The organism is Methylosinus sp. PW1, assembly GCF_000745215.1.
Taxonomy (GTDB): Bacteria; Pseudomonadota; Alphaproteobacteria; order Rhizobiales; family Beijerinckiaceae; genus Methylosinus.
This window is the reverse complement of the sequence record NZ_JQNK01000009.1, coordinates 2,604,925-2,625,296: the sequence shown is the minus strand read 5'-3', so window position 1 is coordinate 2,625,296 and position 20,372 is coordinate 2,604,925. Positions and strand designations below refer to the sequence as shown.

The window sequence follows — 20,372 nt, the reverse complement described above, 5'->3', positions numbered from 1 at the left end:
CGAGCTGCGAAGGAGCGCGAAAATATGACCGCGACCGCCCTTGCGATCGAGCCGAAGCGCGACGACGCGCTCGACCAGAGCATCGCGCGCGCGTCCGGCGCGCTGCGCGCGCTCGCCAAAGGCGACGGCCATTGGTGCTTCGAGCTCGAGGCCGACGCCACGATTCCGGCCGAATATGTGCTGATGCGCCATTTCCGCGACGAGCCGATCGATCACGCGCTCGAGAGCAAGATCGCCGTCTATCTGCGCCGTATCCAGGGCGCGCATGGCGGCTGGCCTTTGTTCCACGAAGGCGCTTTCGATATGAGCGCCAGCGTGAAGGCCTATTTCGCGCTGAAGATGATCGGCGACGACATGGACGCGCCGCATATGAAACGAGCGCGCGAGGCGATCCTCGGCCATGGCGGCGCAGCGCGCACGAATGTGTTCACGCGCGCGCTGCTGGCGCTCTATGGCGAAATTCCCTGGCGCGGCGTGCCGGCCATGCCGGTGGAGATCATGCTGCTGCCGAAATGGTTTCCCTTCCATATCGACAAGATCTCCTATTGGGGCCGCGCCGTCCTCGTGCCGCTGCTGGTGCTGCAGACGTTGAAGCCGCAGGCCGTCAATCGGCTCGGCGTGCATATAGGCGAGCTGTTCACCACACCGCCGAACGAGGTGAGGAAATGGCCGACCGGCGCGCATCAGCATCCGGCGCTGGTCGCGATCTTCGGCGCGATCGACAGGCTGTTGCGCGCGGCCGATCCATATTTCCCCAAAGGTCCGCGCCAGCGCGCGATAAAGGCGGCGGAGGCTTTCGTCACGCAGCGGCTGAACGGCGTCGACGGGCTCGGCGCCATCTTCCCCGCCATGGTCAACAGCCTGCTGATGTATGAGGTTCTCGGCGTCCCTGCCGACGACGAGCGCATCAGGCTCGCGCGCGAAGCGATCGAGCGTCTGCTCGTCGTCAAGGAGGACGAGGCCTATTGCCAGCCCTGCGTCTCGCCCGTGTGGGACACGGCGCTCGCCTGCCACACGCTGCTCGAGGTCGGCGGCAAGGCGGAGGAGGCGCGCGCCCGCGCCGGCCTCGATTGGCTCGCGCCCTTGCAGGTGCTGGATGTGAAGGGCGATTGGGCCGTGCAACGGCCGAATGTGCGCCCCGGCGGCTGGGCCTTCCAATACGCCAACGCCTATTACCCGGATGTCGACGACACCGCCGTGGTGGTGACGGCTATGGATCGCTCCTACGCCGGCCGCTCCGACCGGCCCTATGACGAGCGCATCGCCCGCGCGCGCGAATGGGTCGAGGGGCTGCAGAGCAAGAATGGCGGCTGGGGCGCCTTTGACGCCGACAATGAATATTATTATCTCAACCACATTCCCTTCGCCGATCATGGCGCGCTGCTCGATCCGCCGACCTCGGACGTCTCGGCCCGCTGCGTCTCCATGCTGGCGCAGCTCGGCGACACGATCGAGACCAGCGCCAGCATGAAAGCCGGCGTCGATTACCTGCTCGCCGAGCAGGAGCCGGACGGCAGCTGGTTCGGCCGCTGGGGAATGAACTATATATACGGGACCTGGTCGACGCTCTGCGCGCTCAACGCCGCCGGGCTGAAGCCGGAACATCGCGCCATGCGCCGCGCCGTCGATTGGCTCGTCGCGATCCAGAACGAGGACGGCGGCTGGGGCGAGGATGGAGACAGCTATAAGCTCGACTATCGCGGCTATGAGAAGGCGCCGAGCACTCCCTCGCAAACGGCCTGGGGCGTGCTGGCGCTGATGGCGGCGGGCGAGGTCGGCCATCCGGCGGTCGCCCGCGGCATAGCCTATCTGCAGGCCAATCAGGATGCGGATGGGCTGTGGAAGGAAGAGCGCTACACCGCCACGGGCTTCCCGCGCGTCTTCTATCTGCGCTATCACGGCTACGCAAAATTCTTCCCGCTGTGGGCGCTCGCGCGCTATCGTAACCTCGAGAGGGGCAACAGCAAAATTGTCCAGACCGGACTCTAATCGTCGCTTGGACGGCCCGGATGAGGTGGAGCCCCCGCGCTTCCTCATCATCACGGGGCTGCTCAGCGAGCGCGCCTGCGCCGAGGGCGAAGGTCTGGTGCCGATTTGCAGCGGCGCCGACACAGAGGGCCTGCGCGCCGCGCTCGAGCGCACGCAGGGCTTCGCGCTCGCCGGCGTCGTCAGCTTCGGCATAGCGGGCGGGCTCGATCCGGCGCTGCGGCCGGGCGACGTCGTCATCGGCGCCTCGGTCGTCGCCGAGAACAAGCGCTATAAGACGAGCGCCGAGCTGTCGTCCATTTTGAGCGAAGGTCTCGGCGCCTCGGGCGGCAAGATCGTCTCCGGCGTCATCGCCGGCGTCGAGGCGCCCGTGCTCGACCCCAGGGCCAAAGCCGCGCTGCGCAAAAGGACCGGCGCCGCCGTCGTCGATATGGAGACGCATATCGCCGCCGATTTCGCCGAGCGCCGGCGCCTGCCGCTGGCCGTGGTGCGCGTGGTCAATGATCCGGCGGCGCGGGCGCTGCCGCCGCTGGCCACCTCCGCCGTCACGCCGGACGGCGGCGTCGATTTCCGCGCGGTGTTTCGCGATCTCGCCCGCGAGCCGCGCCAGATCGGCGATCTCATTCTCGCCGGTCTGGACTTCCGCAAATCTTCGGCGACCTTAGGCCGCTGTGGGCGTCTTCTCGGCCCGCTCCTTAGCCTCGGCCTCTCGGAGCTCTGACAGAGTCGCGACATTCTTGTCGAAGACATATTGCGCCGGCCGCTGCTTCTCGAGCGAGATGTCGGGCGCGAAATCGCCTTCCGTCTTCACGCCGCGCAGAGCGACCAGCGCCGCCTTCCACGGACGCGCGACGGCGTCCTTCACCGCCGTGGCCTCGAAGCCGCAATGGACCATGCAATCGGCGCATTTCTCGTAATTGCCGACGCCATAGGAATCCCAATCGGTCTCGTCCATCAGCTGCTTGAAGGTCGGGACATAGCCCTCGCCCAAAAGATAGCAGGGACGCTGCCAGCCGAAGACGGTGCGCGCCGGATTGCCCCAGGGCGTGCAATGATAGGTCTGATTGCCGGCCAGAAAGTCGAGGAACAGCCCCGACTGCACGAAGGCCCAGTCGCGTCCGCCGCGTCCGCGCTTCAGAATGCCGCGGAACAGCTCCTTGGTGCGCGCGCGATTGAGAAAATGCGCCTGATTGGGCGCGCGCTCATAGGCGTAGCCCGGCGACACCGTCATGCCGTCGATGCCGATGCGCTTCACCTCGTCGAAGAAATCGGCGACGCGGGCCGGATCGGCGTCCTGGAAGAAGGTGCTGTTGATGGTGACGCGGAAGCCCTTGGACTTCGCCAGCTTGATCGCCTCCACGGCGCGCTTGTAGACGCCGGTCTGGCTCACCGCGCGATCATGCATCTCCTCGTCGCCGTCGAGATGGATCGACCAGGTGAAATAAGGGCTCGGCTTGTATTGGTCGATCTTTTTCGCGAGCAGCAGCGCATTGGTGCAGACGATGGCGAATTTCTTGCGCGCCATTATGCCCTGCACGATCTGCGGCAGCTCCTTGTGCAGCAGCGGCTCGCCGCCCGCGATGACGACGACCGGCGCGCCGCATTCGTCCACCGAGGCGAGGCAGTCCTCCGCCGAGAGGCGCTTATCGAGAATATGGTCCGGGTAGTCGATCTTGCCGCAGCCGGCGCAGGCGAGATTGCAGCGAAACAGCGGCTCGAGCATCAGCACCAGCGGATAGCGCTTCCGGCCGGCGAGATGCTGGCGGAGGATATAGCCCCCGATCGACATGATGTAGCGAAGCGGAATGGACAAGAAAGCTGTTCCTTCCAGGGACCGGCTCTTCGACAGAGCGGCGCGGAGGCCGCCCGGCTTCGACGCGCGACAAAGACAGCGTCGGAACGTGTCGTCTAACACGAAAGCTCGACTGCGCAAACCGGCGGCCGAGATCGCCGGCTGCGGCGACTTCAACCCGAGGATATGGCGTTTTTCAGGCCCGAGCGGATCATGATAGGGTCGCGGCCCGAAAACGGAAACGGCGAGAGGGAAGTTTGCCCTGCGTGATCGTCAAAATCTGCGGCTTGTCCACCGCGCCGACGCTCGAGGCCACGATCGCCGCCGGCGCCGATATGGCCGGCTTCGTCTTCTTCGAGAAAAGCCCGCGCCACATCACGCTCGAGACGGCGCGAGAACTCGGGCGGGTCGCGCAGGGACGCATCCGCAAAGTGGCGCTCACCGTCGACGCCGACGATTCCACGCTCGACGTGATCGTGGCCACTCTCGCGCCGGACCTCCTGCAATTGCACGGCCGGGAGACGCGAGAGCGCGTCGCCGCCGTGAAGGCGCGTTTCGGCCTGCCTGTCATCAAGGCGATCGGCGTCGCCGGCGCCGCGGATGTCGCGCGCGCTGCCGCATTTCGGGAGGCCGCCGACATTCTCCTCTTCGACGCCAAGCCCGCGCCGAACGCCGCTGTCCCCGGCGGGGCCGGGATGGTCTTCGACTGGGAGCTGATGCGCGGCTATGGCGGCGGCGACTGGATGCTCTCCGGCGGCCTCGACCCCGCCAATGTGGCGGAGGCGCTGCGGCTCACCGGCGCGCCGGCGGTGGATGTTTCGTCCGGGGTGGAGCGCGAGCGCGGCGTGAAGGACGAGGCGAAGATCGCGGTCTTCGTCGCGGCGGCGCGGGCAGAGATAGGGTAGCCTACCCCCCGAGTCACCGCCATTTCGGATTAGCGATATGGCCGATGTCGTGTTTTTCAGCGGACCATTCGCTGACATGGACGCTACCGTCGCGGAGAACCTCGACGACCTTGTTCACCAGACCGTCGCCGAGCTCGAGCACGACATCGAGCGCGATCTCGAAAAGGCGAATCTGGTCGGCGCGGTCGACATTCGGCACGATGACGATCAAGCCGTTGTGCAGGTCCAAATCGAGAAATTCCTTCAGAAAATGGCGTCTGTTATTGGTGACAATGACGAAGTCGTTCTCGAGCGCGAAAGGCACGATATTCCAATCCTGCCAGCCGCCCTTGCCGATATAGGGACCATATTCCGCGAGCACGCCCCGACTCTTCGCCACGGCGACGAGCGCGGCGCTCAGACATTCGTCGATGAATAATTTATCGGTCAAGGAACAGGACCGACCGAGGGCGGCAGCGTCCGCCAATCCGCGCCGAGGGTCTGCTCGGCCCAGCGAATCACCGCCTCGACGCCATCGATCGGCAGGGTCGGATAGTCCTCGAAAATCTCGGCAGACGTCCGGCCGGCGCGGAGATAGGCGACGAGCGTCTCCGCGGGGACCCTCGTGCCGCGCACAACCGGCTCGCCGCTCATCACCGACGGATCGGAAACGACTTCGGCGGGAATTGCCGGCGGCTTTCGGAGCGCTACCATGCCCAATCCTCCATGCGCGGCAATCTAAGCGAGCAGCCGTCCCGGTTCAACGAGATATCCTCGCAGCGCCCACCCGCTTTCATCGGAGCGGCGGAGGGTCTAAGACAGCGCCGCAGCCGAGGCGAGGAGGACCGACATGAACGACCAGACCCCAAATTCCTTCCGCAACGGCCCGGACGAGAATGGCCGCTTCGGCCTGTTCGGCGGACGCTTCGTCGCCGAGACCTTGATGCCGCTCATTCTCGACCTCGAGCGCGCCTATGGCGAGGCCAAGGCCGACCCCTCCTTCCAGGCCGAGCTGGACAGTCTGCTGAAGCACTATGTCGGCCGGCCGAGCCCGCTCTATTACGCCGAGCGCATGACCGAATATTTGCGCGGCCTCACGGCGGCGGTCGGCGGCGAGGGCGGCGCCAAAATCTATTTCAAGCGCGACGAGCTGAACCATACCGGCGCGCATAAGATCAACAATGTGCTCGGCCAGATTCTGCTCGCCCGCCGCATGGGCAAGAAGCGCATCATCGCCGAGACGGGCGCCGGCCAGCACGGCGTCGCCACCGCCACCGCCTGCGCGCGCTTCGGGCTCGATTGCGTCGTCTATATGGGCGCCGTCGATGTCGAGCGGCAAAAGCCCAATGTCTTCCGCATGAAGATGCTGGGCGCGGAAGTGCGCCCGGTGCAGTCCGGCGCGCGCACGCTGAAAGACGCGATGAACGAGGCGCTGCGCGATTGGGTGACCAATGTCGCCGACACTTTCTATTGCATCGGCACCGCCGCCGGCCCGCATCCCTACCCCGCCATGGTGCGCGATTTCCAATCGGTGATCGGCAATGAGGCGAAGGAGCAAATGCTCGAGGCGGAAGGCCGGCTTCCCGATTCGCTGGTCGCCTGCATCGGCGGCGGCTCCAACGCCATCGGCCTGTTCCATCCCTTCCTCGACGACGCTTCGGTCGAGATTTACGGCGTGGAAGCCGCCGGCCATGGCCTGGACGTCGAGAACGGCCACGCCGCCTCGCTGGCGGGCGGACGGCCCGGCGTGCTGCATGGCAACCGCACCTATCTGCTGATGGACGACGACGGCCAGATTCTCGAAGGCCATTCGATCTCCGCCGGCCTCGATTATCCCGGCATCGGCCCGGAGCATTCCTGGCTGCGCGACATCGGCCGCGTGACCTATCTCTCGGCCACCGACAAGGAGGCGCTCGCCGCCTTCCAGCTCTGCTCCAAGCTCGAGGGCATCATCCCGGCGCTGGAGCCCTCGCACGCGCTGGCCAAGGTGATGGAGCTGGCGCCGCAGAAGCCGCAGGATCATCTGATGGTGATGAATCTGTGCGGACGCGGCGACAAGGATATTTTCGCCGTCGCGGAGCATTTGGGCGGGATGTGAGCTTGCCGGCCACTGCGGCCGGCGCTTAGTCGGAGACGGCGAAGAATCGCCGTCTCCTCCTCGTTTGCCCGCGCGGGCGCGGCGCGGGCAAACTCCTCAGGTCACGCCGCCGCCGGCTCGACGCGCAGCGCGGCGAGGAAATCGGCGAGCTTCTTGCGATCGGCCTCGACGAGGGGCTTCAGCGGCGGCCGCGGCGCGCCGGCCGGCAATCCGCGCAGGGCGAGCCCGGCCTTCACCGTGGTCGGCAGGCCGCCCACCACGATGAATCGCAGCACCGGAAGAATGTCGTAGAACAGCGCCCGCGCGCGCACGATGTCGCCCGCCTGCACCAGATCGAACAGCCGCGACGGACGATCGTCGAGCAGATTGGGTGCGGCGGTGCACCAGCCGGCGGCGCCGGCGGCGACCGCCTCCAACGCCATATGGTTGGCGCCGTTGTAGAAGGGGATCGCGCCGTCCGACAGCTTGTGGATCGCGTGCATGCGATTGAGATCGCCGCTGCTCTCCTTGATGAAGCGCACCGTGTCGAGCTCACGCACGAGCCGCACCAGAAACTCGGGCGACATGTCCACGCCGCTGGTTCCCGGATTATTATAGGCCATGATCGGCAGATCGGTCGCCGCCGCTATGGCGGCGTAATGATCGAAGATCTCGGCCTCGGTCAGCTTCCAATAGGACACGGGAATGACCATCAGCATATCGGCGCCGATCTCGCGGGCGTAGCGCGCCTTGGCGACGGCGGCGGCCGTCGTCAGCTCGGCGATTCCGACAATCACCGGAACGCGGCCGGCCACCGTCTCGACGCCGAGGCGGGCGCCATGGCGCCATTCCGCGTCGGTCAGATAGGCGCTCTCCCCGGCGCTGCCGAGGAAGGCGACGGCCGCCGGCTGCGAGCGCAGCAGATTTTCCGTCACGCGGCGGAAAGCGCCGTCGTCGATCCCGCCATCGGCGGAAAAGGGCGTGACGGGATAGGCGACGATGCCGCGAATCACATTGGTCCGAGTCGCATTGGTCATGGCGATCCTCACTCGGCTTCTTCGCGGATCGCGAGGCGACCGGCGTTCTGGAGCATGGGGGCGTTCTCGCAGGCGAGATAGCGCGCGGGCTTGTCCAAATCGGCGTTGACGTGATGGTGCCAGGCCCAGACCGGAATGTAGACGGCGTCGCCCGCCTCCCATTCGATGCGGCGGTCCTCGATCATCGAATAGCCGCGCCCCTCGAGCACATAGAGGATGGTCTCATAAGTGTGGCGATGGCGGTTGGAGCGGCCGCCCGGCGTGAGCCCGCCGACCGTGAGGCTGATGGCGTGCGACGGCAGATCGATGAAATGCACCGGATGCTTGCGCTCGGCCGAATAGGCGGCGCGCGCATCGTCCTTCTCGACGCCGCGATGCGCGAGCCGCTCTGGCAAAATCACCTCGAATATCGGCGGCGTCTTGTCGAAATCGGCCGAATGGAAAACCCGTTGGGCGGACATGGCCCGTCTCCCTTTTTTGGTTGCGACGGCTTGTCTTCATTCGAATATGAGAATAGGTCTAAGACTTGTTTTCGATACTGAAAATAGGTTCTGCCTATGATATAGGAGTCCGATGGATTTTCGACGGCTCCGCTATCTGATCCGCGTCGGCGAGGAGCGCAGCTTCACCCGCGCCGCCCGCTCGCTCAATGTCTCGCAGCCGACGCTCTCCCAGCAGATTCAGGACCTCGAGGCGGAACTCGGCGTCGCTCTTTTCACAAGGACGGCGCATAAGGTCGAGCCGACCGAGGCCGGCCTGCTGACCATAGACGGCGCCCGCCGGGTATTGGCGGAGACGGAGCGGCTGCGCGAGGCCGTGCAGGAATATCGCGGGCTGAAGCGTGGCCGGCTGCGCATCGGCGTGACGCAGACCTTCAACGCGCTCTATCTGCCGCAGATCGTCACCGCCTTCGCGCGCGACTATCCGGCGATCGACCTCGAGATTCTGGAACTGGCCAATGACGAGATCGACGCCAGCGTCGAGGCCGGGACGCTGCATCTGGGCGTCGGCCTTCCCCGCGCGCATACGAGGACTCGCGCCGAGCCGCTCTACGCCGACACGCTGATGTTCGTCTGCGCGCGCACGCACAGGCTGGCCGAGGCCGAGAGCGTCCCCGCGGCGCGCCTCTCCGAGGAGAGCGTCGCCCTGCTCGGCCATGGATTTCGCACGCGAGCCGCGGTGGACGACTATCTCACGGAGGCGAATGCGACGCCCCTGCGCGTGATCGCCTTCAATACTTTCGCGGCCATTCTCAATGTCGTCGCCTCGGGCGATTACGTCTCCATCGTGCCGGCCGACGTGCGCCATGTCTCGCTCGTCTCGGGCGTCGCGGCGCTGCATTTCGCGCGGCTGGAGCCCGGCCCTGGCAGCCGCACGATCTGCCTGCTGAGCGCGCCGGAGGACAGGGCGACGCCCGCCGCCATACGCTTCGCCGCGCGCATTCGCGATTATTTCGCCGCGACGGGGCGCTGAGTCAGGCCGCCTCGACTTCCGCCTTGATGCGCTCGCCGAATTCGCGTTCCGCGATCTCGAGATCATATTTGGTCTGCAAATTCATCCAGAACGCCGCGCTATTGCCGAAGTAGCGCCCCAGCCGCAGGGCCGTCTCCGCGCTCACGCCGCGCTTGCCGGCGACGATCTCGCCGATCCGATTGGCGGGCACGCGCAATTTCAGCGCGAGCGCATGAGCGCTCAAGCCCCGCGCCTCGAGCTCGGCGGCCAGAGTGCGCCCCGGATGGATCGGCCCGAATCGGAAACCGCCCGCAGGCGCGTCGAAGACGTCTTCGCCCTTCTTCGCCATAACGACCTCAATGATAATCGACGATCTCGACCTCGAAGGCGTCGCCGCCCTCGAAACGAAAGGCGATTCGCCACGGCCCATTGACCTTGATCGCCCATTGGCCCTTGCGGTCGCCCGACAGCCGATGCAGGCCGACGCTGCGCAACGGCGGCAGATCGTCGAGCGTGGCGGCGCTGTCGAGCTCCGCCAGACGCTGGCGCGCCAGTTCGGTGTCGAGGCCGGAGAACTTCGACTTGCCGGTCTCGAGAAACTGGCGCGTCGCCGTTCCTTTGACGGATCGTATCATATGTGGAGCGTATGACGCTATCCGCAAGCGAGCAACTCGAACCCCACCCCGCCATTCCCCTTCGCCCTCCCCTATGCTATCGCCTGCGGCCATGACTTCCGTCGCCAAGACCACACGCATCGACGCCCGCTTCGAAGCCCTGCGCGCCGAGGGCCGCGCCGCCCTCGTGACCTTCGTCATGGCCGGCGACCCGGACCTCGAGACCTCGCTCGCTCTATTGAAGCGCCTGCCCGAGGCCGGCGCGGATCTGATCGAGCTCGGCATTCCCTTCACCGATCCCATGGCCGACGGCCCCGCCATTCAGGCGGCCGGCCTCCGGGCGCTGCATGCGGGCATGACGCTCAATAAGACGCTCGAGCTGGTCCGCGCCTTCCGCGCGCAGGATCAGGCGACGCCGATCGTGCTGATGGGCTATTACAACCCCGTCTATGTGCATGGCGTGCCCGCCTTCCTCGAGGAGGCGAAGGCGGCCGGCGTCGATGGGCTCATCATCGTCGATCTTCCGGCGGAGGAAGACGCCGAGCTGTGCCTGCCGGCGCGCGCGGCGGGGCTCAATTTCATCCGCCTGGCGACGCCCACCACGGATGACAAGCGCCTGCCCAAAGTGCTCGAAAACACGAGCGGGTTTGTCTATTATGTGTCGATCACCGGCATCACCGGCGCGGCTCTCTCGGATTATTCCGGCGTGTCGGAGGCGGTCGCGCGCATCAAGCGCAGCACGCCTCTGCCCATCGCCGTCGGCTTCGGCGTCAAAACGGCGGAGAACGCCGCCGAGATCGCGCGCTATGCAGATGGCGTGGTGGTCGGCTCGGCGCTGGTCGATGCGCTGGCGAAATCGCTCGACGCCGAGAATCGCGCCGGTCCGCGGACGGTGGAGGCGGTGACGAGCCTCGTCGCCGATCTCTCCCGCGGCGTGCGCGGCGCGCGGTCGCAAGAGGCGAAGAAGGACGAGCCCTTCTCGTTGAAAGGCGCGCTGGGAGCGATCGCGAGGCTCTGGTCATGAACTGGTATTCCAACGTCGTTCCGCCCAAGATCAAAGCCCTCATCAAGCGCGAGGCGCCGGAGAACGCCTGGGTCAAATGCCCGGAGAGCGGCCAGCTGGTGTTCCACAAGGACATTGAGGACAATCTCTATGTCGTGCCGGGCTCCGGCTATCACATGCGCATTCCGGTGGAGGCGCGGCTCGCCGGCCTCTTCGACAATGGCGAGCACGAAGTGGTGCCGACGCCGGATGTTCCGAGCGATCCGCTGAAGTTCCGCGACATCAAGCGCTATGTCGACAAGATCAAGGAATATCGGCTCAAGACCGGCCATCAGGACGCGGTCACGATCGCCTATGGCAAGCTCGAGGGCGCGGCCGTCACCGTCGCGGTGCAGGACTTCGAGTTCATGGGCGGCTCGCTCGGCATGGCGGCGGGCGAGGCGATCATCGCCGGCATGACGCACGCCATAGAGAAGCGCACGCCCTTCATCATCTTCACCGCCTCCGGCGGCGCGCGCATGCAGGAGGGCATGTTCTCGCTGATGCAGATGCCGCGCACCACAATCGCCGTGCGCCGGCTGCGCGAGGCGCGCCTGCCCTATATCGTCGTGCTCACCAATCCGACGACCGGCGGCGTCACCGCCTCCTACGCCATGCTGGGCGACATTCACATCGCCGAGCCCGGCGCGATCATCGGCTTCGCCGGCGCGCGCGTCATCGAGCAGACGATTCGCGAGAAGCTGCCCGAGGGTTTTCAGCGCGCCGAATATCTGCGCGACCATGGCATGGTGGATATGGTGGTGCCGCGCACGCAAATGCGCGAGACGCTGGCCCGGCTCTGCGCGCTGCTGACCAAAGCGCCGCGCCGCGCGGCTTGACGGAACGAAAGCAGATATCATGGATCAGCGCGACGCGATTCTGACGCGCTTGCTGGACCTTCATCCCAAGAAGATCGATCTGTCGCTCGGACGGACCGAATGGCTGCTGGCCGAAATGGGCCATCCCGAGCGCCGGCTGCCGCCGATCATCCATGTCGCCGGCACCAATGGCAAAGGCTCGACGCTGGCCTTTCTGCGCGCCATTCTGGAGGCCGCCGGACAGCGCGCGCATGTCTACACCTCGCCGCATCTCTTGCGCTTCAACGAGCGCATCCGCCTCGCCGGAACGCTGGTGGACGACGCCCGCCTGCAAAAGGCGCTGGAAGATTGCGAGCGCGCCAATGGCCAGCGGCCGGTGACCTTCTTCGAGATCACGACCGTCGCCGCCTTCACCCTTTTCGCCGAGGAGCCCGCCGATTGGCTGCTGCTGGAGACGGGCCTCGGCGGGCGCTATGATTCGACCAATGTGATCGAGAGCCCCAAGGCGACGATCATCACCTCCATCTCGCGCGACCATCCCGAGTTTCTCGGCGATACGATCGAGAAGATCGCCTATGAGAAAGCCGGCATTTTGAAGCGCGGCGCGCCCGCGATCATCGGCTTTCAGCAGCATGACGGCGCCCGCGACGTGCTGGAGCGCGAGGCGCGGCGCGTCGGCGCGCCGCTCTCCATCGCCGGCGAGGATTTCCATATTCGCGAGGAGAACGGCCGCTTCGTCTATGAGGACGAACGCGGCCTGCTCGATCTGCCATTGCCGCGCCTGCCCGGCCGCCACCAGCATGCCAACGCCGCCGGCGCCATAGCCGCGCTGCGCGCCGTCGCGCCGCATATCGGCGCCGAGCATATCGAGGCGGGCCTCACCCGCGCCGAATGGCCCGCGCGGCTGCAATTGCTCTCGCGTGGACGGGTGGCGGATCTGGTGCCGCCGGGCTCGGAAGTCTGGCTCGACGGCGGCCATAATGACGATGGCGGCCGCGTGCTCGCCGAGGCCATGGCGCAATTCGAGGAGAAGAACGCCCGCCCGCTGGTCTTCGTCTGCGGCGCGCAGGTGACGAAGGACATTCGCGCGCTGATAAAGCACTTCGTCGGCCTCGCCGGCGAGGTCGTCGCCGTGCCGGTGGAAGGCGAGCATAAGAGCTGGCCGCCGGAAGAGATCGCCGCCCTGGCCTGCGCCGAGGGCATGAGATCGGCGGCCGCGCAGAGCGTGGAGGAGGCGCTGGCGATCATCGCGCAGCGCAGCTATGCGGTTCCGCCGCGCATATTGATCGCCGGCTCGCTCTATCTCGCCGCCGGCGTGCTGGCGCTGAACGGCTCCGTCATAGAGTGACAGGACTCTCCCTTCTCCTGCTTGCGGGAGAAGGTGGCCCCGCGAAGCGGGGTCGGATGAGGGTCAGCGCTAATACATCTGGCTATTTCAATATGTTGCCTCTGTTCGGACCATCCGCCTCGCCACGGCGTGGATAGCCGCGACAAGCGCGGCCATGACGCTCGCAAAATGTCGCTCATCGTCCCACGTTCATAGCTGAGAATTTTCATGGGGCCGCTCCGTCGTCTCGCTTTTTCGCGCAAGCGCTCGCCCGAACATAAGGAGCCCAGCCGCGGGCGCCCACTCGAATTCGCCTACGGCGCCACTTGGATTTCGGAAGAATTTGCTCCACAAGCGTCCTGCCTCTCCCGCCGCGGGCCGAGGCGAGATCGAAAGAGCGCCTGATCGATGACCCTTATGTTGACGAGCGTCGCCAGCGTGGCGGAAGCCGAGATCGCCGCCGCCGGCGGAGCGGACGTCATCGACTGCAAGGACGCCGCCCGCGGCGCTCTCGGCGCTCTGCCGTCGGCCGAGATCGCGGCGATCCTGCGCGCCGTCGCCGGCCGGCGCCCCGTCAGCGCCGTCGTCGAGCTTCCGCATGATCCGGCCGCGGCGATCGAGGAGACCGCGGCGCTCGGCGTCGCTTTCGTCAAATTCGCGCTGCCGGCGACGCCGGACGCCGATGCGCTGATCGCGGCGCTGGCGCCGATCGCGCAGCGCGTGCGGCTCGTCGCCGTGCTCTTCGCCGATCTCGGGCCGGACCTCGACGTGCTGCCGCGCCTCGCCGCGGCGGGCTTCGCTGGCGCGCTGCTGGACACGGCGCACAAGGGCAAGGGAAGGCTCATCGAGCATTTCGACATTGGCGCGCTCTCCTCCTTCGTCGAGCGCTGCCATGCGCTGGGCCTCGAGGCGGGGCTCGCCGGCTCGCTGGAGGCGCCGGATGTGCCGCGACTTCTGGTGACGGGCGTCGATGTGATGGGCTTTCGCGGCGCCCTCTGCCGCGACCACGACCGCAAGAGCGCGCTGGACGCCGGCGCCGTCGCGCTGATCCGCGACCTCATCCCCGGCGGCCCGGCGCGGGCGAGCGGCAAGGGCTCGGCGCTCGCCGCCAATGTCGATTGGTCGCTGGTCGTCGGCCACGGCTATCTCGAGAGCCGCGAGCGCACGCGCGAGGTGGACCATGTCTTCGTGCGCGATCTCGTCATTCCGGTCGAGATCGGCGCCTATGATTTCGAGCGCGGCCGCACGCAGCGGGTGCGCTTCAACGTCGATGTCGACGTGACGCGCGTCTCCGCCGGCGGCGACGACATGCGCAATGTCTTCTCCTATGACGTCATCATGGACGCGATAAAGATGATCCTCGCCTCGGGCCACATAGAGCTCGTCGAGACGATCGCCGAGCGCCTCGCCGAGCTGGTGCTGCGGCACGAGCGCGTGCAGGCGCTGACCGTGCAGGTGGAGAAGCTCGACGTCGCGCCTGGCGCGGTCGGCATTCGAATCCGGCGCGAGCGCCAAGCCGAGACCGCCAAGGTTCACAACCTCTTTCCGGGCCTTCCCGATGCCGCCGAGCCCGAGCGCTGAGACGCGGCCTCTCGTCGTCAAGCTCGGCGGAAGCCTCGCCGCCTCCCCCGCCTTGCGCCGATGGCTGGCGGCGTTGCGGCGCTATCCCGGCCCTCTCAGCATCGTTCCCGGCGGCGGCCCTTTCGCCGACGCCGTGCGCAGCGCGCAAGAGGCGCTGCGCTTCTCCGACGCGGCCGCGCATGACATGGCCATAATGGCCATGGAGCAATATGGGCGCGCATTATGCGACCTCGAGCCGGGCCTCCGTCCCGCCGCGACGCTGCGGGAGGCGACGGCCGCTCATGCGCAGGGCGCGATCGCAGTCTGGAGCCCGGTTGCGATGACGCGCGCCAATCCCCAGATTCCAGCGAGCTGGGACATGACGTCCGACAGTCTCGCGGCCTGGTATGCGCATGAGGCGGGAGCGCGCGCGTTGCTGCTCGTGAAAAGCGTGGATTGGCGCGCGTCCCCACCTCCCCCTCGAGGGGGGAGGTCGAGCGCCGCAGGCGCTCGGGAGGGGGTGAAGTCCCGAGTCTCGGGAGCGACCCCACCCCGGACCGCTCCGCGGTCCGACCCTCCCCCTGAAGGGGAGGGTGAGGGCGCAGCATCCATCGTCGATCCCTGCTTCGCGCAATATGCGCGCGGGCTCGACGTCTATATCGCCGGCCCCGCGGCCTTGCGCGAGGCGCCTGAAACTTTCGCACGCGGCGGCCTTCCCGGCGCGCGCTTCGATTTCACCAGAGAGCAAAGCATCGCATCATGAAAAAGGTCGTCACGCCGCGCTGGGGCTGGGCGCTCACCGGCTCGGGACATTTCTTCACCGAATGTCTCGACATCATCCGCTCGCTCGACCATGTCGATCTCTTCGTCAGCAGAGCGGCGGCGGAAGTCATCCGCATGTATAAGCACAGGCTCGAGGACATGCCGGACCATGTGCGCGTGTTCAAGGACACGACGGCGAGCTCGGTTCCGGTCGGCGGCTTCTATCACAGCTATTACCACACGCTGATCGTGGCGCCGGCGACCTCCAACACCGTCGCCAAATTCGTCTATGGCATCTCCGACAATCTCGCGACCAATGTCTTCGCCCAGGCCGGCAAATGCCGCGTGCCGACGGTGGTGTTCGCCTGCGACACGGCGCCGGAGCTGGAGACGCAGGCGCCCGATCGCAAGGTGATGGTCTATCCCCGCCGCATCGACCTCGAGAACACCGACAAGCTGAAGACCTTCGAGGGGACGCAGGTCGCCGAGAGCCTCGCCGCTCTGCATGAGGCCGTCGAGCGCCGGCGCCGCGAGCTTTCCGCTCGGGAGCCGATCGGGAATGTCTGAGCGCCTGCTGTTCCTCACCGGCCATCTCGCCCTGCCGCGCCTCGAGCGCATGCTGGCGGGCTTCGGCGAGGAGGCGAGGGACTGGCGCATCCACGACATTGGCGTGAAGGTCGCGGCGCTGATGACGCAGGAGATCATCCTGCGCCGCCTGCCGCGCCCGCTCGAGGCCGATCGCGTCATATTGCCGGGCCGCTGCCGCGCCGATCTTTCCGCGTTGGCTGAAGCCTTCGGCGCCCCTTTCGAGCGCGGGCCGGAGGAGATCGCCGATCTTCCGGCGTTCTTGGGCAAGCGCGGCGGCAAGGCCGATCTGACGCGCCATGACATGCGCATTTTCGCCGAGATCGTCGACGCCTCCATCATGAGCGTGGAGGAGGTCGTCGCGCGCGCGACGACGCTGAAAGAGGCGGGCGCTGACGTCATCGATCTCGGCTGCCTGCCGGACACGCCGTTTCCGCATATGGAAGAGACGATCGGGGCGCTGAAAGCGCGCGGCTTTTCCGTCAGCCTCGATTCAGCGAAGCGTGAGGAATTGGAGCGCGGCGCGCGCGCCGGCGCCGATCATCTCTTGAGCCTCGACGAGCATACGCTCTCACTATTGCCGGATAATTCGCCGCTCGTTCCGATCCTCGTGCCCAATCCGCACGGCGATCTCGACTCACTGCAACGCGCCGCGCGCATCGCCGAGAGCCGCGGCATTTCTTATATTCTCGATCCGATCCTCGATCCCATTCACTTCGGCCTCGCCGCCTCCATTGAGCGCTATGTCGAGACGCGCCGCCGCGAGCCCTGCGCCGAAATGATGATGGGCACGGGCAATCTCACCGAATTGACCGACGCCGATTCCTCGGGCGTCACGGCCGTTCTGCTGGGCCTGTGCTCGGAGCTGGACATTCGCCATCTGCTCACCGTGCAGGTGAGCCCGCACACGCGCCGCACCGTGCAGGAGCATGACGCCGCGCGGCGCATGCTGTTCGCCGCGCGCGCCGACGCCGCCCTGCCCAAGGGCTATAGCGACGCGCTGCTGCAAATCCACGACAAGCGGCCCTACGCCGCGACGCCGGAGGAGATCGCCGAGCTCGCGCGCGAGCTGCGCGACGAGAATTTCCGCATAGAGGTCGCGGCCGACGGCATTCACATTTACGCGCGCGGCTTTCATCGCGTGGCGCAGGACGCCATGTCGCTCTTTCCCGAGCTCGGGGTCGAGAAGGACGGCGCCCACGCCTTCTATCTCGGCGCGGAACTGATGAAGGCGGAAATCGCTTTTCGTCTCGGCAAGCGCTATCGGCAGGACGAGCCGCTGGACTTCGGCTGCGCCTCGGATCGATCGCAGGAGGACGAGACGCGCCAGCGCGAGGCCGGGCATACGCTGCGCAAGGCGAGGGAATGATGGATATCTCACGGGACCCGAGCGGGAGCAGCAGCCGATGCCGATGATCCGCGAATGCATCGTCACCACGGTCGGCCCCACGGGCCAGCATCACATCGCGCCGCTCGGGCTCATCGAGCAGGACGAGTTCTGGGTCATCGCGCCCTTCCGCCCCTCGACGACGCTCGCCAATCTCGAGGCCGCGCCCTTCGCCACGGCGAGCTTCATCGACGATGTGCGCATCTTCGCCGGCTGCGTCTGTGGCAAGAGCGGCTGGCCGATGGAGCCGGTCCCCGATTGGCCGGCGCCGCGCCTTTCCGCCGCCCTCACCCACGCCGAATTGGAAGTCGTCCGTAACGAGGCCGACCCGCAGCGGCCGCGCTTTTTCTGCCGGATAAGAAAAATCGTCTCCCACAAGCCCTTTTTGGGGTTCAACCGCGCGCAATCGGCGGTCGTCGAGGCCGCTATTCTGGCGACGCGGCTCGGAATGCTTCCCCGCGAAAAAATCGACACAGAATTGGCCTATCTCCGCATAGCGATCGACAAGACGGCCGGTGCCGCCGAGCGCGAGGCGTGGGAGCTGGTGACGGCCAAGATCGAGGCTTATCTTCAAACACAGTCGGAATGACCGATTCGCCCCTCGAGGGCGGAACGGCGCGGCGCGCCGGCGGCTCGCTCGATTAAATTTCGACACAAATTTTCACGAAGGATGGACCATGTCCGAAGCTATGACGACAGAGCATCTCGAGCACGCGGAGCATGCCGAGCATGTCGCGCATGAAGGCACGCCCTTCATGACGCAGGTCTCGATGACGATCGCTGTTTTCGCCGTCGTCGCCGCGACCATCGGCAGCCTGGAGACGATCGAGACCGCCGCCACGCTCGGCGCGCAGAACGCCGCCGCGCTCAGCCAGAGCAAGGCGAGCGATCAATGGGCCTTCTTCCAGGCCAAGAGCATCAAGAAGAGCGTCAATGACGCGGTCTCCAAGCAGGGCGGCCCGCAGGCCGATCAGCTCTCCCGCGAAGCCAAGCGCTATGACGACGAGAGCAAGGCGATCAAGACCGACGCCGAAGCGCTCGAGCATCGCGTCGAGGAGCATTTGCACGAGGCCGAGCATCACGAGCATCGCCATCACATTCTGACGGTGGCGGTGACGCTGGTGCATGCGGCGATCGCCATTGCGACCATCGCGATCATCACCCGCGGGCGCAGATGGCCGTGGTATTCCGGCCTCGCTCTCGCCGCCTCTGGCGTTCTTCTCGCCGGCTACGCCTATATTTGAGCGCAGCGCTTCGGCCGGGGCCGCGGCGCAGGGTCGCGGCCGCCCCGGCCGAAGCCGGCTCAAAATCCGCGCATTGCCGAGTTTTCGTTCATTTTTCGTAGACTTGTCTCATTTTCAGCGACGACGGGCGCGCGCCGAGCCCGTCTCGCCGCCAGCGGAGCGTGGGTTGCTTTTTCAGCCGCGATCGCAATCTCTCCGCTTGTGGAGTGCCTCCGATGTCTGCATTGAGCGAATGGCTCTTCGGCGTCGACAATCTGACGCCGCATGGTTTCTGCCTCCTCTGGGAGCCGGGCCTCATCTGGCTCTTCGCGATCTCCGACGGCTTGATCGCGCTGGCCTATTTCTCCATCCCACTGGCGCTGGTCATCATCGGGCAGAGACGCGCGGACCTCGTGTTTCGGCCCCTGCTATGGCTGTTCGCCGCCTTCATCCTGCTCTGCGGCGCCACACATTGGCTCGATGTCGTGACCTTGTGGAAGCCGGTCTATGGCGTGCAGGGACTCGTCAAGGCGGCGACGGCGCTCGTCTCGCTCGGGACATCGATCGCGCTGTGGTGGTGGCTGCCGAGCTTTCTGGCTCTGCCCTCGCCCGATCAGCTGCGCAGGGCCAACGCCGCGCTGCTGGAGAGCGAGGAGCGGCTCGCCCATGCGCAGAAGATGGAGGCGATCGGCCAGCTGACCGGCGGCATAGCGCATGATTTCAACAATGTGCTGCAGGTGGTCATCGGCTCGCTCGGCGTCATAGAGCGGCAATTGGCGCGCGGGCGCGCCGAGGAGATCGGCCCCTCGGTGGCCGCCATTCGCAAGGCGGCGAGCTCGGCCTCCAATCTCATCGATCGTCTCCTCGCCTTCTCCCGCCGGCAGACGCTGCTGCCGCGCGTCATAGAACCGGACAGGCTGGTCGTCGGCCTCGAAGATATGCTGCGGCGCACGCTCGGCTCGGGCGTCGAGCTCGATCTGCGGCTCGGCCGCTGCCGGCGCAGCGTCGTCTGCGATCCGTCGCAGCTCGAGAGCGCGCTGCTCAACCTCGCCATCAATGCGCGCGACGCCATGCCGGCCGGCGGCGTCCTCGAGATCGCGACCGCAGATCGCCGCTTGGACGCCGACCCCGCCGACCCTGATCTCACGCCCGGCGATTATGTGGAGATCAGCGTGAAAGACAATGGCGCCGGCATGAGCCGCGAGGTGCTGGCGCATGTCTTCGAGCCTTTCTTCACCACCAAGCCGACCGGGCGCGGCACTGGCCTCGGCCTCTCGCAGATCTATGGTTTCGTGAAGCAGTCCGGCGGCTTCGTGCGCATCGACAGCGCGCCCGGAAAAGGGACCAACGTGCGCCTCTATCTGCCCGGCCGCGACCCGCCGGACCTCGCGCCGGCCGAGGCGGTCGCCGCCCCGGAGGTCGCGGAGCAGAAGCAAGATTACGCCGCGCTCTGCGGAAAGACGCTGCTCGTCGAGGATCAGCTGGAGGTGCGCCTGCAGATCGCCGACGCGCTCGAGGAGATGGGCTGCGATGTCATAGAGGCCGATGACGGAAGCGCCGGGCTGAAGGTGCTCGAATCGGGCGAGAGCTTGCGCCTGCTGGTCACGGATGTCGGCCTGCCGGGCGTCAGCGGGCGCCATCTGGCCGAAGCCGCCCGCGCCGCTCACCCCGATCTCCCGATCCTGCTCATCACCGGCTATGCCGGCAAATCGCTCGACAGCCTCGATCTCACATCGCACATCGAAGTTTTGCGCAAGCCCTTCACGCTCGAGGAGCTGACCGAGCGCGTGCGCATATTGCTGGCGCGCGCCGCCGCCGCGGAATAA

General features: G+C 66.5%; 22 protein-coding genes. 15 read left to right on the top strand and 7 right to left on the bottom strand.

All coding sequences use genetic code 11. The features are described 5' to 3' along the window. Positions 1 to 24 precede the first annotated feature (24 nt). Positions 25 to 1,989 (top strand): squalene--hopene cyclase, encoded by a 1,965-nt coding sequence (gene shc, locus K369_RS22050; RefSeq protein WP_036294271.1) that lies wholly within the window; start codon positions 25 to 27, stop codon positions 1,987 to 1,989. Beyond that, on the top strand, positions 1,970 to 2,707 hold the full coding sequence (locus K369_RS22045; RefSeq protein ID WP_245278267.1) for a phosphorylase: 738 nt from the start codon (positions 1,970 to 1,972) through the stop codon (positions 2,705 to 2,707). The genes shc and K369_RS22045 overlap by 20 nt, the downstream gene beginning before the upstream one ends. On the opposite strand, the gene hpnH is transcribed toward K369_RS22045, so the two are convergent. After that, positions 2,648 to 3,799, bottom strand: a complete 1,152-nt coding sequence (hpnH, locus tag K369_RS22040; RefSeq protein WP_036294265.1) for an adenosyl-hopene transferase HpnH — start codon at positions 3,797 to 3,799, stop codon at positions 2,648 to 2,650. The two genes, K369_RS22045 and hpnH, sit on opposite strands and share 60 nt — an antisense overlap. A gap of 236 nt (positions 3,800 to 4,035) precedes the next feature. Between hpnH and K369_RS22035 the strand changes: the two genes are divergently transcribed. After that, the gene (locus tag K369_RS22035) at positions 4,036 to 4,683 is read left to right on the top strand and encodes a phosphoribosylanthranilate isomerase (protein ID WP_156968008.1); all 648 of its coding nucleotides are present in this window, start codon (positions 4,036 to 4,038) and stop codon (positions 4,681 to 4,683) included. A 13-nt stretch (positions 4,684 to 4,696) separates the two neighbouring features. On the opposite strand, the gene K369_RS22030 is transcribed toward K369_RS22035, so the two are convergent. Then, positions 4,697 to 5,113 (bottom strand): DUF5615 family PIN-like protein, encoded by a 417-nt coding sequence (locus tag K369_RS22030; RefSeq protein ID WP_036294262.1) that lies wholly within the window; start codon positions 5,111 to 5,113, stop codon positions 4,697 to 4,699. Further along, a complete protein-coding gene (locus K369_RS22025; protein WP_051949465.1) occupies positions 5,110 to 5,376 on the bottom strand; it encodes a DUF433 domain-containing protein in 267 nt (88 codons plus the stop codon). The genes K369_RS22030 and K369_RS22025 overlap by 4 nt, the downstream gene beginning before the upstream one ends. Before the next feature lie 136 nt (positions 5,377 to 5,512). On the opposite strand from K369_RS22025, the gene trpB reads away from it, so the two are divergent. Beyond that, on the top strand, positions 5,513 to 6,760 hold the full coding sequence (gene trpB / locus K369_RS22020; protein WP_036294259.1) for a tryptophan synthase subunit beta: 1,248 nt from the start codon (positions 5,513 to 5,515) through the stop codon (positions 6,758 to 6,760). A 101-nt stretch (positions 6,761 to 6,861) separates the two neighbouring features. On the opposite strand, the gene K369_RS22015 is transcribed toward trpB, so the two are convergent. Together K369_RS22015 and K369_RS22010 are read right to left on the bottom strand one after the other, a co-directional pair. Continuing rightward, the gene (locus K369_RS22015; protein ID WP_036294256.1) at positions 6,862 to 7,776 is read right to left on the bottom strand and encodes a dihydrodipicolinate synthase family protein; all 915 of its coding nucleotides are present in this window, start codon (positions 7,774 to 7,776) and stop codon (positions 6,862 to 6,864) included. A gap of 8 nt (positions 7,777 to 7,784) precedes the next feature. Continuing rightward, entirely contained in the window at positions 7,785 to 8,237 is a 453-nt protein-coding gene (locus K369_RS22010; protein WP_036294254.1) for a cupin domain-containing protein, read from the bottom strand. Positions 8,238 to 8,349: 112 nt separating this feature from the next. On the opposite strand from K369_RS22010, the gene K369_RS22005 reads away from it, so the two are divergent. Then, positions 8,350 to 9,249 (top strand): LysR substrate-binding domain-containing protein, encoded by a 900-nt coding sequence (locus K369_RS22005; protein WP_036294251.1) that lies wholly within the window; start codon positions 8,350 to 8,352, stop codon positions 9,247 to 9,249. Between the two features lies 1 nt (position 9,250). Here the strand turns inward: K369_RS22005 and K369_RS22000 are convergent, their stop codons facing one another. Both K369_RS22000 and K369_RS21995 read right to left on the bottom strand, forming a co-directional pair. Continuing rightward, a complete protein-coding gene (locus tag K369_RS22000) occupies positions 9,251 to 9,577 on the bottom strand; it encodes a HigA family addiction module antitoxin (protein ID WP_051949464.1) in 327 nt (108 codons plus the stop codon). 7 nt (positions 9,578 to 9,584) lie between these two features. Continuing rightward, on the bottom strand, positions 9,585 to 9,863 hold the full coding sequence (locus K369_RS21995) for a type II toxin-antitoxin system RelE/ParE family toxin (RefSeq protein ID WP_036294248.1): 279 nt from the start codon (positions 9,861 to 9,863) through the stop codon (positions 9,585 to 9,587). A gap of 91 nt (positions 9,864 to 9,954) precedes the next feature. On the opposite strand from K369_RS21995, the gene trpA reads away from it, so the two are divergent. From trpA to K369_RS21945, 10 genes are all read left to right on the top strand, one after another. Beyond that, on the top strand, positions 9,955 to 10,866 hold the full coding sequence (gene trpA, locus K369_RS21990; protein ID WP_036294245.1) for a tryptophan synthase subunit alpha: 912 nt from the start codon (positions 9,955 to 9,957) through the stop codon (positions 10,864 to 10,866). After that, the gene (accD, locus tag K369_RS21985; protein WP_036294242.1) at positions 10,863 to 11,723 is read left to right on the top strand and encodes an acetyl-CoA carboxylase, carboxyltransferase subunit beta; all 861 of its coding nucleotides are present in this window, start codon (positions 10,863 to 10,865) and stop codon (positions 11,721 to 11,723) included. Before trpA ends, accD begins: the two co-directional genes overlap by 4 nt. Before the next feature lie 19 nt (positions 11,724 to 11,742). Next, the gene (locus K369_RS21980) at positions 11,743 to 13,050 is read left to right on the top strand and encodes a folylpolyglutamate synthase/dihydrofolate synthase family protein (RefSeq protein ID WP_036294239.1); all 1,308 of its coding nucleotides are present in this window, start codon (positions 11,743 to 11,745) and stop codon (positions 13,048 to 13,050) included. Between the two features lie 387 nt (positions 13,051 to 13,437). Continuing rightward, positions 13,438 to 14,610 carry a (5-formylfuran-3-yl)methyl phosphate synthase gene (locus K369_RS21975; RefSeq protein ID WP_036294236.1) on the top strand — a complete coding sequence of 391 codons (1,173 nt, stop codon included), beginning with the start codon at positions 13,438 to 13,440 and terminating at the stop codon, positions 14,608 to 14,610. Further along, positions 14,588 to 15,352: an aspartate kinase gene (locus K369_RS21970; protein ID WP_036294233.1), complete on the top strand. Its 765-nt coding sequence runs from the start codon at positions 14,588 to 14,590 to the stop codon at positions 15,350 to 15,352. Before K369_RS21975 ends, K369_RS21970 begins: the two co-directional genes overlap by 23 nt. Continuing rightward, the gene (locus K369_RS21965) at positions 15,349 to 15,918 is read left to right on the top strand and encodes a flavoprotein (RefSeq protein ID WP_036294230.1); all 570 of its coding nucleotides are present in this window, start codon (positions 15,349 to 15,351) and stop codon (positions 15,916 to 15,918) included. Before K369_RS21970 ends, K369_RS21965 begins: the two co-directional genes overlap by 4 nt. Then, the gene (locus tag K369_RS21960; protein ID WP_036294228.1) at positions 15,911 to 17,305 is read left to right on the top strand and encodes a DUF6513 domain-containing protein; all 1,395 of its coding nucleotides are present in this window, start codon (positions 15,911 to 15,913) and stop codon (positions 17,303 to 17,305) included. The genes K369_RS21965 and K369_RS21960 overlap by 8 nt, the downstream gene beginning before the upstream one ends. A gap of 37 nt (positions 17,306 to 17,342) precedes the next feature. Beyond that, the gene (locus tag K369_RS21955; RefSeq protein WP_036294226.1) at positions 17,343 to 17,912 is read left to right on the top strand and encodes a DUF447 domain-containing protein; all 570 of its coding nucleotides are present in this window, start codon (positions 17,343 to 17,345) and stop codon (positions 17,910 to 17,912) included. An 88-nt stretch (positions 17,913 to 18,000) separates the two neighbouring features. After that, positions 18,001 to 18,567, top strand: coding sequence for a DUF4337 family protein (locus K369_RS21950; protein WP_036294223.1), 567 nt, complete (start codon positions 18,001 to 18,003; stop codon positions 18,565 to 18,567). A gap of 215 nt (positions 18,568 to 18,782) precedes the next feature. Then, positions 18,783 to 20,372 (top strand): ATP-binding protein, encoded by a 1,590-nt coding sequence (locus tag K369_RS21945; protein ID WP_036294219.1) that lies wholly within the window; start codon positions 18,783 to 18,785, stop codon positions 20,370 to 20,372.

Excerpts from the sequence above, each read along its gene's own strand:
- shc (WP_036294271.1), top strand. The coding sequence starts at position 25 with ATGACCGCGACCGCCCTTGCGATCGAGCCGAAGCGCGACGACGCGCTC.
- K369_RS22025 (WP_051949465.1), bottom strand. The coding sequence starts at position 5,376 with ATGGTAGCGCTCCGAAAGCCGCCGGCAATTCCCGCCGAAGTCGTTTCC.
- trpB (WP_036294259.1), top strand. The coding sequence starts at position 5,513 with ATGAACGACCAGACCCCAAATTCCTTCCGCAACGGCCCGGACGAGAAT.
- K369_RS22015 (WP_036294256.1), bottom strand. The coding sequence starts at position 7,776 with ATGACCAATGCGACTCGGACCAATGTGATTCGCGGCATCGTCGCCTAT.
- K369_RS22010 (WP_036294254.1), bottom strand. The coding sequence starts at position 8,237 with ATGTCCGCCCAACGGGTTTTCCATTCGGCCGATTTCGACAAGACGCCG.
- K369_RS22005 (WP_036294251.1), top strand. The coding sequence starts at position 8,350 with ATGGATTTTCGACGGCTCCGCTATCTGATCCGCGTCGGCGAGGAGCGC.
- K369_RS22000 (WP_051949464.1), bottom strand. The coding sequence starts at position 9,577 with ATGGCGAAGAAGGGCGAAGACGTCTTCGACGCGCCTGCGGGCGGTTTC.
- K369_RS21995 (WP_036294248.1), bottom strand. The coding sequence starts at position 9,863 with ATGATACGATCCGTCAAAGGAACGGCGACGCGCCAGTTTCTCGAGACC.
- trpA (WP_036294245.1), top strand. The coding sequence starts at position 9,955 with ATGACTTCCGTCGCCAAGACCACACGCATCGACGCCCGCTTCGAAGCC.
- accD (WP_036294242.1), top strand. The coding sequence starts at position 10,863 with ATGAACTGGTATTCCAACGTCGTTCCGCCCAAGATCAAAGCCCTCATC.
- K369_RS21980 (WP_036294239.1), top strand. The coding sequence starts at position 11,743 with ATGGATCAGCGCGACGCGATTCTGACGCGCTTGCTGGACCTTCATCCC.
- K369_RS21975 (WP_036294236.1), top strand. The coding sequence starts at position 13,438 with ATGACCCTTATGTTGACGAGCGTCGCCAGCGTGGCGGAAGCCGAGATC.
- K369_RS21970 (WP_036294233.1), top strand. The coding sequence starts at position 14,588 with ATGCCGCCGAGCCCGAGCGCTGAGACGCGGCCTCTCGTCGTCAAGCTC.
- K369_RS21965 (WP_036294230.1), top strand. The coding sequence starts at position 15,349 with ATGAAAAAGGTCGTCACGCCGCGCTGGGGCTGGGCGCTCACCGGCTCG.
- K369_RS21960 (WP_036294228.1), top strand. The coding sequence starts at position 15,911 with ATGTCTGAGCGCCTGCTGTTCCTCACCGGCCATCTCGCCCTGCCGCGC.
- K369_RS21955 (WP_036294226.1), top strand. The coding sequence starts at position 17,343 with ATGCCGATGATCCGCGAATGCATCGTCACCACGGTCGGCCCCACGGGC.
- K369_RS21950 (WP_036294223.1), top strand. The coding sequence starts at position 18,001 with ATGTCCGAAGCTATGACGACAGAGCATCTCGAGCACGCGGAGCATGCC.
- K369_RS21945 (WP_036294219.1), top strand. The coding sequence starts at position 18,783 with ATGTCTGCATTGAGCGAATGGCTCTTCGGCGTCGACAATCTGACGCCG.